Source organism: Ruminiclostridium papyrosolvens DSM 2782 (assembly GCF_029318685.1).
Taxonomy (GTDB): Bacteria; Bacillota; Clostridia; order Acetivibrionales; family DSM-1351; genus Ruminiclostridium; species Ruminiclostridium papyrosolvens.
The window spans coordinates 1,098,479-1,115,351 of sequence record NZ_CP119677.1; the positions used below are offsets into that span (position 1 = coordinate 1,098,479).

A 16,873-nucleotide genomic window follows, 5' to 3' on the forward strand; every position below is an offset into this window, starting at 1 on the left:
TTCACCTTTTTATATACCTATCTATTTGATGATTAATAACTTTATCTAATTGCCTATTAACAAAAGCATCAGATAAATGAGTATAAAGCTGAGTTGTAGCTAAGAATACATGTCCAACTTGATCCTGAATAAAACGAGGGCTAACATCATCTTTTTCTGATAAATGACTAATATAACTATGCCGTAGACAATGTGGGGAAAAATGTTCATATGGTAGACCAGCTGATTTAAGATATTCTTTAAAATTTCTGGTTATTGAATTAGGTGTTAACATCGTACCCCTTTCAGAGAGGAACAAGCTATTAATCTCATCAAAGCCAAATAATGGTCTCACATTTTCTAAATACCATTTAATGTATTTAACTGCATTTTCCGAGATTGTCCAAACAGTTCTTCTCTTGGGGGGACTCCCAGCTGTAGATTTCCCATGCTTTACAATAATTCCACCAAAGTTCCCCCATTCTGGTTTCCGAGGGTTACATATAAAGTCGGTTGTATCAGCTTTGGAAACTTCATTTACCCTAAGCCCATAATAGTAAATTATAAGGTATAAAACTTTATCTCTTTGGAGAGTTTTCAATTTCTTAGACTTATTTTTATATGCTTGCAGTATTTCATTATCAAAGAAATTCCACAGACAGGCCAACTGTTCACGTGTAAATGCTGTTCTTTTCTCCTCATTTTCATCTTCGACTTTATGGGGTATTAAGTTCTCGTCAGAACAGATTTGAATAGGCTTCTTTCCAAACTTAGAATTACATAAATCGCAAAAGTGCTTTGATTCAATTAAAAAATTTTGAAATTTGTAAATTCGGTTTTGTTTATGTCTTTGTGTTGATTCTCCATTTTTTCGAACTTGATATAAATAAGTTGACCAATCCTCAAAATCCTCAGAAGACCATTCCCAAGGATAAAGGTTAGTATAGCTTACAAAACTCTGTATTACGCTAATTATTGAATCAATATACCGAGGTTTTAACCTTCTAGACATTAATCTATTAGTATAAGCATGTAACATTTCTATTAGAACTTCTTCTTCCTCAGATTTTTGACTTTGGAGTTCTACAGGATTTGCTGAATTCACATTATTTGTCACTAATTTTAATTTGTTCTGACTTTGTAACTGCAATTTTTATCGCCTCTTTTGCATTTAATAGAATTAATTTGCATCTAACGCTATTTATATGAATTATGTGCAAATTTTTGAAGGAATATACATTAGAAAAAATAAGTAAAATTTTTTATAAATAAATGTCACTTAAAGAGGATTACTAGGTAAATTGTGGAAATATATACTATGGGTGGGAGTTTCTATATACCATGACTAGTAAATACGACATGATTAAAAAGAATTGATATTCTAGAATCAAGCCATTAAGAAATAAATTCCTATTTTAAAGCCAATCAAATCGTGATAGGGGTTACCATATATGAGGTGTTAATATGTATAATGATAAAATTGAACAAATTAAAATCTTACTAAAAGATTTTTCTGAAGTAAAGGAGACAACTAGAAGGTCAGAAGATAATTTGTATAAAATTAAGTATTCTGAGAATCCAATAAACGCGAACCTAATGAGTTTCTGTTTTGACAATATTCTTGGTTTCAAAGTTAAATATAGGATATTCGAAAAAGTAAATTATATAATTGAATTTGATTATAAGGGAACATATGGATGTATAGGTCATTATAAACTTAGTTATGAATTTAATATAGAAAAAAATTTAAAAGACGAAGTTTTACAATTATTTATGAGGGTTAAAGCTTTATTAGAAGAAGCGTTTTTAGAGATGGCAATAGACTCCATGGAAGACAATAAGTTTACAATGGAAAATGAGTTCATCTACTTTTCTGAAAAATTTAACTTTTACAGAGATAGAATTAAAGAACTTGATTTAAAAATAAAGATCTCATTTAAAGAACGCGATAAAATAGTTGAGGAAATCGGAATATTTACTACTAAAGGCTGTGAGACATATAACGGCTATGGAGAGTTACTAAGAAACATGCACTATGAAATGTTATACTCTATGGAATCTTATATAGACGTCTTCTACTCATTTTTGGAGCATATATTAACTCTTTTATGTCCGTTTACTGAAAGTTTTGACTTATCCAAATCTTACAATTCTTATATTAATAATCCTAACTGGACTTGGAATAAAAAAATTTTAACTATATTTGATTCTAGGCAGGATGTATTAGAACTAATTGAACCCCTTCGAAAAATTAAAGAGATTTATCGTAATAGAAATGCTCATGGGATGTTTTCACGTGAATTAAAGGTTTATGTAAATATTAAAAATTTTGGTAATTATCCATTATATATAGGTAAAAATTATTTAAAGGGTTTTATTGACGATAATGAAACTAAGTTGGATTTTAGCACATTCAATGAATGCAAAGATGTTTTTGAAGAATTTTTTGCGAAGCTTGACAAGTATTATCATTTACCAATGATGTTTATAAAAAGTGGCATACCAATTCCAGTAGATGTATCTAACCTGATTTCAAATATTGAGACTGAAGAAGATGTAGAATTAAAGATTAACAAAATTGATTATGAATTAAGTAATCAATACAACATGGACTGGTAATAGATGTAAGTTAATTAATACAACAAAACTTAAATCGTGTCAAGATACACTATTTCGAAATTGGAAGAAATTGATAAAGGAATAGGATTGATGAAACAACTTTAGGATTGCCATATAGCCAAAATTCAATATTAAGAGGTTTTGACAATGACCTTGTTAAGAGGCTCCTGCACAGCATCAAAGCCGTCAAGGATGATCTGATAGAAATTCAATTCAAATCCTGATTGTGATAAACCAACGGGTTTCATACTCGATTGATATACGCGGGGACAGTTATAATCAAACTGCTCCTGCTTGAAGAAAGAACCTGGTAAGACTAAAATCCTCAGTACTGCTAAGGAATTTAGTCTTACCAGATTTGCTGCTGAATTGTATCGAAGAGAGAATATTATTGTATAAAACCCGCTATTATTACCTCCCAAAATATGGTATAATGTTGATAATGACACGGACTTTAAAAAATTTAGTAATTGAGCCATGCAGATTTGTATGGCCCAATTAGATAATTAATGAAAAATCCATTTGAGGCTATTGATTAAATGAAAAAGCAAGTTTTTGATTTTAATGGGATCGATATAAATAATATGAATTCGTACAAGTATATTGATCTAAAGAAACAGTATAGCCATATTAGAGGATATCATGGATGTCGTCCTCTTTCCTTGGACACTTACTATGAAAATGGAATAGTACCAATAAATAAAAACGACGCATTAAAGCTTGCTTTATCTTTATTCCATAACGATAGAATTAGCGAAGATAAGATAGCCGGAGTATTTAATTCCCACTGGATGAGTTTAACGGACTCGCAGAAATATGTATGGCTAACTCTTACAAGAGATGAGCTAATCGATCACTGTGGTAATTACTTAATTTACGGCAGCGAGTTTATATGCGGTATGGCGGCAGAACTATTCTGTCAAGAAAGATTGAAAAAAGGAACCCCTACGATTTTTCACTGTGATGTACCTATTGAAAAGATTCCATCAGATTATTTAGAAGATATTAACGAGAGAATACAGTCTGGTGATGGGAATAATTGTGGATTTAAAGTTTTTGGAGCAATAAATAGAGATGAAATTATAGAGTGTGAGCACCCGACAAAGATTTTAGATCCTTTAAATGGATATACGCCCTATTATTATCGCCCAGATCGTATCAGCTAAAAAAGGAGGATGTTCCGTGCCGGTAAATGAAAATATTAATATAATAGCTCAATATGCTGATCAAGCATTTGATAACAGGGACTATCTAACTTTAAATAAAATAGCCGAAGATTGTTATAGAATGCTTGACTCATCAGAATACACAGATTTAGAAAAGGCAATTTTGGCTTATCATGGTGAGACCTCATTTGGCAACTATATTTCAATAGTACATAATGGGGCAATGAAATATTCTGAGGAAATCAATAATGAATCCGATTTTGAATTTTGTATTTATTTATTCAGAAGAAGTATAGATTTCTTTATTAAATTTAGAAATAATGAGTCAGCATGGAATGACGCAAGTAATGAAGAAAAACAACATTATCTGAATTATTTACTTATGGCATATACGAATTATGCTAATGATTTATATCAATGCGGAAGATTATTAAAATCTATATCTGAGTTAAAATTCGGTGTTCTAAATTACTTTCCTATGGCTGTAGGAAATATGGCATGTAAATTGATTACATATGCCGAGTATGATTATGACAAAGGACATAGCGATATATTTTGTAATGAAGCCTATCAATTATTGTTAGAAGCATTAGAAGGTAATCTGGATGATGGGGCCAGGGATTATTTTAATAAGCAAAAAGAAAGACTAGAAAAATGCTTCCCAATAGAATTTCTGAGTGAGCCCTATAAATTTGAAAAATTTCCTTTAGGGAAATCAAAAGTTGAACGGAATTATAGAAAATGGTGTTTAGATAATAATCTGTATATTAACACCTTAAATGATGCTTTTTATCATTCGTTTGTTGCACATGATTGCATTCATCTTCCGGATATTGTAACGGGCATTGATGTTGGAGTTAAATTTCATGGACTATTTAATCAACTGAAGCAAGAATATGTTTCTGCCAGATATATGATATATGATGGGATAAATAACAAGGGAAAACATTACTCTGATAATGATGTTTATCTATATAATACACTCGACTATCCTGTTTATGGCCTTGGTATTGAAAAAATCAAATGTGCATATAGGAGTTTATATTCTTTATTTGATAGAATAGCCTTTTTCATTAATGATTACTTTGAATTAGGAATTGATGAGAGAGATGTCTCTTTTAAAAGCATTTGGGAAAGAAAAAAGAGTGCCAATGGGGCCATAGATTTAAAGAGAAATATGACAGAAGTTGAGACGTACAATCATCCATTAATCGGTTTATATTGGCTGTTTAAAGATATAGGTAAGAAAAAAGTTAAACATGATTATTTGGAACCTTCTATTAAACAAATTGCAGATATAAGGAATGCAATTGAACATCGCTACTTAAAAGTCCATGATACAATGTTTTTGCTTCATGAAGATTCGGTATTTGGCGACTCATTAGCAAAATCAGTGTATTTTTCTGATTTTAAGGATGCTACTATGACTTTATTACAGTATGCAAGAGAAGCAATTATTCTTTTAGTACTGGCGGTTCATCGTGAGGAGCAAATAAGAGGTAAGAATAGATCTTCTGATATGAGGATCGGTCATATGGCATTAGACAAATATGAAGATGAATGGAAACGAATTTTTTAAAAAGCCATAATGGAGGGAAGAGTATGTCAGGTAATCCAACCGCCGGAGTAGGTGATCCATATTGGTATGAGTGGTCCGTCGGACTTCTATATACATTGGATATGCTTATTCCAGGGAAAAATATTAGGCATGTAATACTTCAATGTGCTGCAATGCAGGGGCTAGATGATATAGTTGTAGTTCATGAAAATAATCAAGCTGAATGTATACAAATTAAACATACGCGTGAAAGTGATACATTTACATTTTCTGATGCTATTGATCTTCTAAAGAGCATGATCAGCGATTGGAATAATGCGAAATCGCAGGGGTATTCACACCGTTCTGCAATTCTATTTACGAATAGAACCATAGGCACACAAAGATCCACTTCAAAAGATGGTACTAAATTACCGTCACTAGATGAATTTTGGGATTCACTGCAAGAGCAAAGTAATAAAGCCAAAGCAATATCTGAGATTACATTTGAGCCTGAGTGGGAGGCAGCTTGGAAGAAATGGCTTAGCGAATTAAGTGAGTTCTCTGATGAAGAAAAGCTGGAATTTTTAAAAGATTTGAAGTTGATCACCAATCAAGACGGATTAATGGAGATTTATAGAAACATTTCTAATAAATTGAAAGAATGTTTCCATGTCAATGAGCGCACTGCTACTCAACTACATCAAAAACTTACATATGCACTTATGACATGGACTACTACAATAAGATTTAAAGAAGAAATTACAAAAGAAGACTTACTTCAAGCACTATCGCTTTCAGGGGATAAAATAGTTGGCGAGCATAGTCTTCCAACCTGTGAACCGTTTTTTGAATCGAGGGCGGATTTTGCAAAGACACTGGAAGCAATTCTGGCGGAACGACGTAACCCTATTGTTTTCTTATCTGGAGGGCCTGGAAGTGGTAAAACGAATATTATTAATTACTTGTCCAACAAATCTGATTCTGTAATTACCCTTAGATTCCATGCTTTTAAGCCACTCAATGCAAAAGATGAATATCTCACCGCAGATAAAGGTATCAGCGATCCGAGAGCTTTATGGGGGAATTTGTTAATTGAATTAAGGGAGATATTTGTGAAATACGACAGAATGTCTGATTACAATGTTCCGCCAACAATAGAATTGATGGAATCTGTGGATGCATTGCGTGGTGAAGTGTTACGATTATCAGATATATTGGGGACATTGACTGGAAGGACAACTGTAATTGCAATAGACGGAATTGATCATGCAGCAAGAAGTGGGGAAACTAATACGTTCCTTGGCACATTAATTCCGCCTGAAAGCGTTCCGAATCAAGTATGTTTTCTTATCGCAGGACAACCTGTGAGCGAGTATAGCGAGTATCCTTACTTTATAGCAGATACGAGCCGTGTACTTACACTTGATGTGCCGTGCATATTAGAGAATGATGTAGCGCAGCTGTATGATTCTAGCGATATTAAAATTCCGGCTGATGGTAGGGATGCCGCAATCAGGATTATCTATGGGGCCTCTGCGGGTAATACATTATCGGCAGTCTTTGCTGTTCAAGAAGCAAAGCGCTTTGAATCAATTGAAGAACTTGAAGAACAGCTTGAAACTAAACATTTAGCACGAGGAATCGAAAGCTATTATAACTACATATGGAAAGCGGCTATAGACGCCATCCCTAAAGAATATACTTTTGTCGATATGATGCTGGCAGGAACACTCTCGCTTTTCAACAAGCAGATAACACCGGCTATGCTACAGTCTATTTGCCCAGATGCAGAAATAAGCCTTTTGGCATGGAGAAGAATTATCCAAAAGTTGTATCCTATTATAGTGACCTCCTCAGATGATGGATATGTAGTTTTTCATAACGATGTTCGAATATATCTTGGTAAGTATTTGCGTAAGGAACCCGGAATACTTTCTGAGGTATCGGGCAGATTGGCTGATTTCCTTCTATCCGGTCCTTGTGATATAAAAACTAAGCATGAGTTGACATTTGATTTTCTACAAAATGCGCATCGGGAGAAAGAGTTCATAGACATTTTTAATAGGCAATATGTTACTGAAGCATTAGGCATTAAAAGGCCTATGGGTGAAATCGTTGCACAATTAGAGGCAACCTTAAATTCTCTAAATCAAATTTCAGATTATTCAAAAGTGTTGTCACTTAGTTGTGCAGTTGCTACCTTACATCAGTTTAATCAATCTTTGCAATGGATGGATCAACAATATTCGGGCGAGATTGAGGTCCCTGCGGCTCTGTTCAGTGAGCGGAAAGTTGTTCAGCGTGAATTTTTAACAGCAAATATTCTGTATAGTATGCTCGGTAATACAATGTTCTTAATCCTGTATGGAGAAATTAGTAGAGCAGAAAGCAATATCAGACGTTGGTTGGGTACATTAGATCCTGGCGCAGTTGCAGAACTGCTGTATACAAATTGCGGTTCGAAGGCTACTGCTGATGATTTTGAAAAAGAAATGTCCCGTATGATGGAACTATGGGGGCGTGTATCTCAATATACGGGTATTCTTTTCTCCAGTATTGATCATACAGATAGTTCGGAAATAATTAAACGTGCATATGCGGATTATGCAAAAGGCTGGTTGGATGAAGGCACTAATTTTCTTACACCTGAGCGCATTAAAAATACATTGGGACAACTCGGCATTCATTATCGAAAAGACATTCATGGCTATTTAATGAGCATTCTGGCCTCTGAACAAGACGAGGCAATTAATGTTATATTTGATTCTGCAAAGGAACATCCCAATTCGAACGAAATAAAGCTGCAATTGACAATGTGGGCGATGCAGAATGATCTCCAAGAGCAGTGTTCAGAATGGATATCTGAAATTCAAAGCCAAAAGTTTGGTTATATTAACAAATCTGCCTTTGAATATCAAAAAGAAGTATTTCCGTATTACTGTAAAATTGTTTATGTTTTTGCATATTGCGAAGATATAGATATACGTACTACATCAAAAGCTTGCCTGCTTGCCTTCAAAGAAAAAGATTTTTCACCAAAGGATCGAGGTTATTTTGCAGCACAGCATCTAATACAGATGAGTGCATTTTTAGGAAGATTAAACCGCTGTATTAACATCGGTGAAACTTCATCAATTCGTGTTTCGGACTTCTGCGCTATCTTAGGTCAACTTCTTAACTACAGAGACTGGATAAATAGATATGAGGTCAGTGGTTTTAATATTGAAGCTGATCTGTTGAATTCGATAATCCGAATGTATCCTAAGATGGATGCCGAATTTCGAAAAGCTGTGGATAGCATGTTTTCTAGCCGGGTGGAAGATTACGAGCACATCGAACACTTGAACATCTATTGGAATCACTTAAAACTGCATGGTCAACATGGCCTTTTAGAGCAACTGTTTGACAATTGGATGAACCCGACTGGTCTTGTTTGGGACAAAGAGCTCTATGAAATTAATGAGATTGCGACAGATTTTATTGAAAAGGCTACGGAACTAGGATGGAAAGACAGAGTAATAGAAGCGCAAAAATTGCTCGATAGCAGAATTGTCGGATATGTTGGCAGAAAGGATTACTCCTTGTACTACCTTATGAATTGGTACAAGCATATCAGCATATTTGATGACTCGCATTGGAAAACAGAAGGAGTTCTCTTACTCAACATATCTAAAATAGCTTCAGAAACAGGTGATAATAGAGCGGCTGTTTATATTGACGCCTCTGTTGCGGAATCAGCCGGTCGCCTAAGTGCAGATGATCTTTGGAAATTTGCAAATTTGTCAGCTCAATGGGACTCTTATTGGGTAGGCGTGATTTTTGATGGTATAATTGCGGCGCTTGAATTCGGTTCCTTTTCGGAAGCTGAGTTACTTGAGATTTGGAGTGTTGCAACTGAAATATTTTTTATTTCCGAGCACGCTTCAGAATACGATTCAAATAATAATAAAAATCGAATTTACATTGCTGATATTAAAGAAGCAATTATATTAGCCTCTAACCGTCTTGAATATTGCAATATTGCTGATAGTATGCAAAAAAAGTCTCCATTAGCTTTCACACAAACGCGACGTTCTAGAACTGAACATAGCTTTATAATTCCTCGACGTTGGTATGAAGATGATCCTTACTATAATGAAGGTGTAGTTGATAAATATTTGGATGAGATAAATGCACTTTCATGCTCAGAAGCGTTTGTAGTCTTAAATAAACTATTTCAGCATGAGAAAAGTGATTTCCGATGGGACATAGTGATTTCGTTTATTAAAAAAGTTGAAAGAGAATCCAGAGAAAATATACTTACATATATTCCAGTTATTGTTGATATGTTAATGCAACGACACGACGCATATTATTGGGAATGGGATGGAGCGAACAGGCTCTTTGAAGAGATTTTTAAATATTTTGACAAGGACCAAATGACATTGATATTAAAAGATATTGTTGAAAAATATTTTATTTACAGCAATAAACACAATGACAATAATTTCTTTGGACTAAATAGTGATTTGGAGTCTTTTGCGCTTTTCTATTATGCTAGTTTAGCGGAAGATGCTAACGTAAATGGTTTCAATGAAGTAGCACAAATGCACATGGACTGGATTACTGGAAATCAAATACTATCCGTAAGACAGCAATATTCAATTCAACCAGGGTTTGTAGCCGAAAACTGGAGTGATTTCTGTAAAAAGCTGATAAAACGGTGTATGAAACAAAGAAATTATTAGCAAAGTAGTTGGAATGGACATTATGATAAGAAAGAAGTTATATTAGAAAAGAAGGTGTTTGTGATCGATTTTAAAATATATAATGAAATAATTAAACTTATTAGTAGAAAAGTTGAGGGCGATTATTGGGATTATAAACAAGAATGGCATAGTGATAATGAGCGCCTTCTTCTTGATATATTATGTTTTGCCAATACTGTCCATAATAAAGATTGTTATCTAATAATTGGAGTTGCGGATAATGGTGACATTATAGGATTAACGGAAAACAGCCGAAATAGAAAGAATCAAGCGGCTGTAATAGATCTGTTATCAAATTCAATGTTCGCGGGTGATTTTGTACCAGAGGTTTCTGTTGAAACAATATTAGTAAACAAAAAGGAAATAGATGTACTTACTGTTTTTAACTCTTACGATGTACCCTTTTACCTTCGATCAAAGTCAAGAAAGTACCATTCAATTGTAGAAGGATATATTTACTCCAGAAAGAGCGATAGAAATACTCCTATCTCTGAAAATAGCTCTATGCAGCAGATTAAATTGCTCTGGAAGAAAAGGCTGGGCTTACTTAGTCCGCCGCTGGAGCAGATTGTTTCAAGGATGAGGAACAAATCAGAATGGCAAGAAATTGGTGATACATACTACAATGTATTTAACCCAGACTTTAAGATGAAGGAAGAATGGGATCAAGAAGAGTATAGGGACTACAAGCGCGAGTACTATTCGTATAATCAATATAATGAAAGCACTAATTATATCAATTTATACATTTTATGCAGAGAAACCATTTTAAAAGAATTCCAAGTAGTGTTACTAGATAGTGGTAGATATAAAACTCCTGCTCCCACATGGGGATTTATTCATGATCCAACCAGATATTCGGAGTCATTATATGTTTACAAATATATTTTAAAAGATAGTTTAGATTACGCTTTACAGCAGTTTATTTATAATGAGGATAGTGATGAAGCAAGAATCGCAAAGGGTAGATTTGATGAGGTTGTTCTATATTTTGAAAACAAGCAGGAACAAGAAGAGTTCCATCAATCAATAGAAGTTTATCCAACATGTGTTGAGAATTATATTAATGACGCAAAATTAAAGAAATATCATATTTCTTCTAACAACAAACTTGAAATTAAAGACTGTACGGAAAAGTTGATTACAGCTTTTGCTTTCAACAGATTTTTATCTGATTATCGCAGAAAAAAAGCAGGTGTTGATGTAAAAAGGATTAAGTCCATTAATATAAGGCATAAATCGTTAGATTTGTTATGCCCTTCCAATATTGCTGAGCATAGAGTTGATATCAATGAGACTGGAAAGGTAAAACATTCCCTTTACAATCGTGAAAATAGGAAAGCGGTAAATTCATATTGTTATAGCGCGGATAAGTATTGGACAAGAGATTTTCTTAATTTTGTAGAGCCAATAACAACAGATTGGGAACTCGACTACTCTGTCGATATATGTAATGGCTATGAATGGAGATGTACTCTAAAATATGATGATGGCACTTCTAAATTAATCATCGGAAATGTTGTACCCCCTCCATTCTCCGATGATATTGAACGTCGGATAAAAAATCTGGTTAGTTTTGATGAGGCACCATGGTTATTCACTTAAAATCAATCATTGGTGGCATAAAGTGAGGAGATAAATATTGAAATTCGATTTATTTAATGAGAATATCGGAGTTAGTAAAAATAAGTGGCATCCAAAAGTGCAATTCTTGAATGATAAAATCCTTTACAGAGAGCGGGAAATCATTAAGAAATGGACAGAGGGACTCATAGATAGGGATAACAAAATGGTTGTAGAATTCCAAACGACATTTCATTCGTGTTTCTGGGAGTTTTATCTTTATGCACTTTTTTGTCAGATGGGCTTAAACTTGGATCAATCTCATAATAGACCGGATTTCATTATTAAAAAGCCTTATCAATTATATATAGAAGCTGTTGTCGCAAATATCAGTAAAAGCGGTGCAAATGAAAGCCAACGAAATGCTGATGATCTTTTAAGTATGGTATCCCCTCCTTTTGTTCAGCAAGGCTTTTATGTGCATTTGAATGAGTCTATTTCCAGATTATCAAACTCAATATTGACAAAGAAAACAAAATTTACTGACAGCTATTCAAAATGTGATTGGGTAAAAGAAGAAGTCCCCTTTGCTATAGCTTTGAGCTCATACGATCAGATCAATTATGGAAGAGAGTATATATATCCATTAATGGCACTTCTCTATGGGCTTTATTATGATGCAATTGATGATACCTTCGAAGCTAGAACTAGTATTAAAAAACCTGGTTCCGAAGCGCAGATACCTCTGGGCATCTTTTTAAATCCGGAATATGAAATGATCTCAGGTATTATCTTTACTTGTACACACACTATAGGAAAATTGGTATCCTTAGCAATATCCGAGTCTGGGCCTTTAACTAACATAGTTTACAATATCAGACATGATTTTAATGATAAGAAGACACCTTATAAAATACAAATTGTAAATCAAGATAACCCTGAATTACTTGATGACGGTGTCATTTTATTTCATAATCCTAGCGCAAAATATAAAATACCTTTAGAAATGTTCGGGAACACTAATATCACCCAAATATCTTTGGAAAACGGTAAAATAGTGAACACTGTTGATACCTATCCGATTGTTGCGCGATTAAATATTAATAAAGGTTTAGAAAAGCTTTTTCATCCGTACATAGAACAACAGTTGATGCTGTATAACCGATATGATATGAATGAGGTATTAAAGCATTTTAGAGATAATTTTATATAGATATCACTTATCAGGAAAATCAAAATGGAGGTGAAAAAATGCATGATGAAAACAAAAAGAGACTTCCTCAGAATATTCAGCACTTATTAATGGAAATAGGCGAAAGAATGGTTTTATTTAAATTGTTTTTATTAGTAAAAGATACCGAGTGGAATGTATATCAGAATCTTGGAGAAACTGGGTGTGATTTACTTATCCTAAATAGTGTTACAAATCAAAAATTAAAAATTGAGGTAAAGACACGCCAAAGGCTTTATTCCACTTCTAAAGAGTCTCAAAAAAATATTGCACAGTTTACAATAACTGAAAATGAATACAACAATTGTGATTATGTGATATGTTATTGGCTTGAAGAGAATGTATTCTTTGTAGTTCCAAAATCGGAGCTATCTGAAACAAGTAGTAATGGTAAGTCTCTTTTTGTATTTAGAGTAAAAAGGCGTTCGGGTGGCGGATTTGATGAGAATAGTGTTCGCTTTCTTGATAGATGGGATACCATAATATTGGGGAAAGTGATATAAAAGCCGACGTAATGAATGTGCATCAGGAATTAACCCAATATATGATTCGTGTATTAGGAGAAAAATTGTATCGAATAAAGCCCTCGAGAGGTCAACAAGCTTTTTGAAGATTTTATTGCTTACAATTTACTTGAATTGTAACGCAAAAGCAGACGCCAAACCAACGAAAAAAACGGTCTATCCAGACGACTACTTCCAGAATATGCCTCACCGCCAAGGGGGCACCAGAGGGGTGCGGCATCTTTTTTACACACTCAAGGCAGGTGGAAGTACGTCATTTAACAATATGATATACACAGCTGATTGCAAATCGTATACAAAGAGTGGTGATAACCCTTGGAAACTGGATACATCAATAGAAACTGAAAAAAATGATGTGTTTAAAAATGATTTTGGAAAACTATTTGATAAGTCTATATATTATTCAGGTTTGAGAAAAACCGTAGCTCCGAGATTCAATGAGATTAAGAAAAGTAAATGAGGTGAATGAATTGAAGAAGCAATTCAACGTTGTAAAGGGAGTTCATACCTCCAATTTAGAGGGGATTCATGAGGAATACAGCATTGTAGAACACAAGAAATTTTACCAAATAAATATAAATGTCAGTGCTGAAAATATAGATAATGTATTTAGAGATTTATGTACTAAAGTAAGAACCCCTGGGTTTTTATTGCTCGAGCATGGTACAAATGCAAAGATCGAAGAGCAAATAAGAAAGTCAGATACTGATCCTTTTCATAAAGATGTTTTCTATCTTGATGGATTGGATATAAAATACTTTCTGGCTTTATATAATCAATATAAGGATCTACTAGTTAATGATGGAGAGATTAATTATGGGTTTGGTTCACATATTGGGACTGACGAAGTATACGTTGGCCCCTACAAAATATTTACCATTTTTACTAATGAAATTGATAAGTATATTGATATTTTATCAAAGTATAATATTCCTAAGGTAGATAAACTTAAAACTGTTTGCAACAATTTTTCTGAAGAGTCACCAGGAAGTCGAATAACAATAAAAATTAATGGAATAGATATTTATGAAATGGTAGAGCAATTGAGTAAGGAGGGGTTGTATTTGGGAGAAAGAAGAGAAGACTAGATTTTTATATTAAAAATCTTAAATATTTGATGGTTTAAGCAAGTCTTATACCCCCTTCCATTTCGAATATGCAACTTTTAAGGATAATGAACAATTTAAATATAATTATAAAATATGTTTTATTATGGTAAAATTGTGTTATGCGAAAGTCTGATTATGGACTTAAAAACTGGTTCTTTTTCAGAAATTAATAATTTATATATTCTATTATTAATAAAATTAATAAATATAATGATTAAGGAGAGGGACAATGAAAATCAAAGATTACGAAGATAATTTATCTATAGAGGCTTTAAATATGCTAAAGGAATTTTTACCTCGGCAAAAAAAGATCGAGCAAGAGGTATTAAAAATTCCTGTTATGGCATTGATATGGGGTGCATCTCCTAGTATTGAAAGTAAGTTGGGAGATATAAGGAGAGAACTAAGGGAAGTATTAAGGAAAGAGGGTCATCTTGCAATGTTTAGTGAAGAACTTTGTCAAGAAGATTCTAAGCTATCAATCCGTGCACAGCAGTTGATTCAAGCGCAAGAATTTGATTTAATTATTTCAATTCCAGGGCCGCATGGTTCAATTGCTGAAATACATGATTTTACTAGTGATAATAGAGTACGTAATAAGATACTTTTATTTCTAGATAAGACTTATGAAAATGGTTACAGCTATCAAAGTTTATTTGCTATTGGAAATACCCTAGGATGTAAAATTGTGATATATGAAAATGAGGATGATTATTCAACAATCTTACATACTACTCTAAATGAAATAAATAGTATTAGAGAATGCAAATTCCTGTTTGGGAGGTGCTATTAAAATGAATGAAATAATAGAATTAAATAGATTACAAGAGTCTGCGATAGATGCGGAGTTAAAAATAGGAGAAATAGATTTCTCTATTTTAAAAAATGACTTGTATTCATTTATATTATTATGGATTGAAAAAGAGGGATTTGTATCTGATGAAATATTAGCTTCGAATATTGGACTTAATTTAGAAACAGTAAAAAAAGCAATTGTTACATTGTTCAAAAACAGGCTAATTGATATTGAGAATAATTACTATTGCATAAATAAGAGGGGATTATTATTATCTGATAAGTATAACTTCCCAGAAATGATTATGGACTCATACTTCAATACAGATCAAATGAATGGAAAAGAAAAAGAGCTTTTTATAGAACTTTATAGTACATATAGAAGCACATATGTTTTCGATTACTCTACCACCTTGTATAAATGCAATAGTGCAATGAAATTCGATAAGGGAAGGAATACTCAGAATACTAAAAGTAATTTACCAATTGTAGTATATTTAATTGATATTTTAGACACATTAAGAAACTCTAAAAGAACTGAAGTTTATGACTTAGCAAGTTCATTTTACTTATATATTGATTATGTTAGAAAAACTAGTTGCTTATCCAATTTAGTCCTTTTTGAAGAAAAAAGGTATAAGGAAGCTTTAAGTAATGAGGAAATTTGGGATTATAAATACTTCTTTAAAAAGTCATACTATTCAAAAATTTTTGAAAAAAATTATAGAAATCAGTTCTATAAATTATTTAGTAATAATTTAAAAGTCCAAAATAGTATTAATAAAGATAATTTGAGGTTTGAAGAAAGTATTATGAAGTTAATACAAAATGGTGATATTGCTAAATATTGTTCAGAAACTGGTAACAGTGAATTTGATTTAAAGATGTCATTACTGGATATAAGAAATCGAATAGATAATATACTAAATATCTTATAACCCAACTAATAAAATATGAAGACTATTTAAGTGAGAACCAGACGTGTTAAAGTACATGTTTTCTGATTTACATAACTTCTTCCATTTCCAATATGCAAGCTTTTTAGGGGTAACATGCAAGCATCCCAGTATAACTTCCGATATTAGAATCCTGGGAAAGCTAGCTATAAGCGGGCTTTAACGTTTTTACATGGAAAATAATTTATCCGGATTTTATTTAAATTGAATTTAATTTGATTTAATTACTATCGTAAGTAGAAAACTAAAATATTCTAAAATTATTCAAATGCTTGACACAGAAGGCTTTCTTCAAAAGGGAGTCTTTTTGTGTCATATTAGATGTTAACTTTGATTTTCAGATAACAAGCTCTTACTGGAATGCAAGGTACCGTTATCGAATGCAACTCATTTTGCAGTGTCTCGTTTTCTATCCTTGCTTTTTAAAATGAAGTATGTAACGTTACTTATACTTATTTACTAGATGGAAGTAAACAGTATAATTAGATACAAGGCATTCCTGTTTCATAATACGTCCAATACGACGTCGCGAGACAATTAACCCTAATTTTTCAAGTTCAATTTTAATCTTACGGGTACCGCAGTTATTACGGCTGGTTTTAGATATATCAACTATCTTGGAAGATAGAGGAGATTCATTTAC

At 32.9% G+C, this 16,873-nt stretch carries 13 protein-coding genes and 1 pseudogene; 11 read left to right on the forward strand and 3 right to left on the reverse strand.

Annotated features, from left to right (window positions below):
• Position 1 precedes the first annotated feature (1 nt).
• The gene (locus P0092_RS04920) at positions 2 to 1,129 is read right to left on the reverse strand and encodes a tyrosine-type recombinase/integrase (protein ID WP_004622562.1); all 1,128 of its coding nucleotides are present in this window, start codon (positions 1,127 to 1,129) and stop codon (positions 2 to 4) included.
• 314 nt (positions 1,130 to 1,443) lie between these two features.
• On the opposite strand from P0092_RS04920, the gene P0092_RS04925 reads away from it, so the two are divergent.
• A complete protein-coding gene (locus tag P0092_RS04925; RefSeq protein WP_004622563.1) occupies positions 1,444 to 2,598 on the forward strand; it encodes a hypothetical protein in 1,155 nt (384 codons plus the stop codon).
• Positions 2,599 to 2,729: 131 nt separating this feature from the next.
• Here the strand turns inward: P0092_RS04925 and P0092_RS04930 are convergent, their stop codons facing one another.
• Positions 2,730 to 3,020, reverse strand: a complete 291-nt coding sequence (locus P0092_RS04930) for a hypothetical protein (RefSeq protein ID WP_276187090.1) — start codon at positions 3,018 to 3,020, stop codon at positions 2,730 to 2,732.
• A 117-nt stretch (positions 3,021 to 3,137) separates the two neighbouring features.
• Between P0092_RS04930 and P0092_RS04935 the strand changes: the two genes are divergently transcribed.
• The 10 genes from P0092_RS04935 (at position 3,138) to P0092_RS04980 (ending at position 16,212) form a co-directional block, all read left to right on the forward strand.
• On the forward strand, positions 3,138 to 3,764 hold the full coding sequence (locus tag P0092_RS04935; protein ID WP_004622565.1) for a hypothetical protein: 627 nt from the start codon (positions 3,138 to 3,140) through the stop codon (positions 3,762 to 3,764).
• A gap of 16 nt (positions 3,765 to 3,780) precedes the next feature.
• Positions 3,781 to 5,343: an LA2681 family HEPN domain-containing protein gene (locus P0092_RS04940; RefSeq protein WP_004622567.1), complete on the forward strand. Its 1,563-nt coding sequence runs from the start codon at positions 3,781 to 3,783 to the stop codon at positions 5,341 to 5,343.
• Between the two features lie 23 nt (positions 5,344 to 5,366).
• Positions 5,367 to 10,031 (forward strand): P-loop NTPase family protein, encoded by a 4,665-nt coding sequence (locus tag P0092_RS04945; protein WP_004622570.1) that lies wholly within the window; start codon positions 5,367 to 5,369, stop codon positions 10,029 to 10,031.
• A gap of 60 nt (positions 10,032 to 10,091) precedes the next feature.
• Positions 10,092 to 11,657 (forward strand): AlbA family DNA-binding domain-containing protein, encoded by a 1,566-nt coding sequence (locus tag P0092_RS04950; protein ID WP_004622571.1) that lies wholly within the window; start codon positions 10,092 to 10,094, stop codon positions 11,655 to 11,657.
• 37 nt (positions 11,658 to 11,694) lie between these two features.
• Positions 11,695 to 12,828: a hypothetical protein gene (locus tag P0092_RS04955; RefSeq protein WP_004622574.1), complete on the forward strand. Its 1,134-nt coding sequence runs from the start codon at positions 11,695 to 11,697 to the stop codon at positions 12,826 to 12,828.
• A gap of 38 nt (positions 12,829 to 12,866) precedes the next feature.
• Positions 12,867 to 13,349, forward strand: a complete 483-nt coding sequence (locus tag P0092_RS04960; RefSeq protein WP_004622575.1) for a hypothetical protein — start codon at positions 12,867 to 12,869, stop codon at positions 13,347 to 13,349.
• A gap of 103 nt (positions 13,350 to 13,452) precedes the next feature.
• Entirely contained in the window at positions 13,453 to 13,830 is a 378-nt protein-coding gene (locus P0092_RS04965) for a hypothetical protein (RefSeq protein WP_004622578.1), read from the forward strand.
• 10 nt (positions 13,831 to 13,840) lie between these two features.
• Positions 13,841 to 14,458, forward strand: coding sequence for a hypothetical protein (locus P0092_RS04970; RefSeq protein WP_131451659.1), 618 nt, complete (start codon positions 13,841 to 13,843; stop codon positions 14,456 to 14,458).
• Positions 14,459 to 14,708: 250 nt separating this feature from the next.
• On the forward strand, positions 14,709 to 15,272 hold the full coding sequence (locus P0092_RS04975) for a hypothetical protein (protein WP_004622581.1): 564 nt from the start codon (positions 14,709 to 14,711) through the stop codon (positions 15,270 to 15,272).
• Position 15,273: 1 nt separating this feature from the next.
• Positions 15,274 to 16,212, forward strand: a complete 939-nt coding sequence (locus P0092_RS04980; protein WP_004622583.1) for a hypothetical protein — start codon at positions 15,274 to 15,276, stop codon at positions 16,210 to 16,212.
• 490 nt (positions 16,213 to 16,702) lie between these two features.
• On the opposite strand, the pseudogene P0092_RS04985 reads toward P0092_RS04980, so the two are convergent.
• Positions 16,703 to 16,858 (reverse strand): annotated as a pseudogene (locus P0092_RS04985) (IS3 family transposase); the annotation flags it as partial.
• Positions 16,859 to 16,873: the final 15 nt, after the last annotated feature.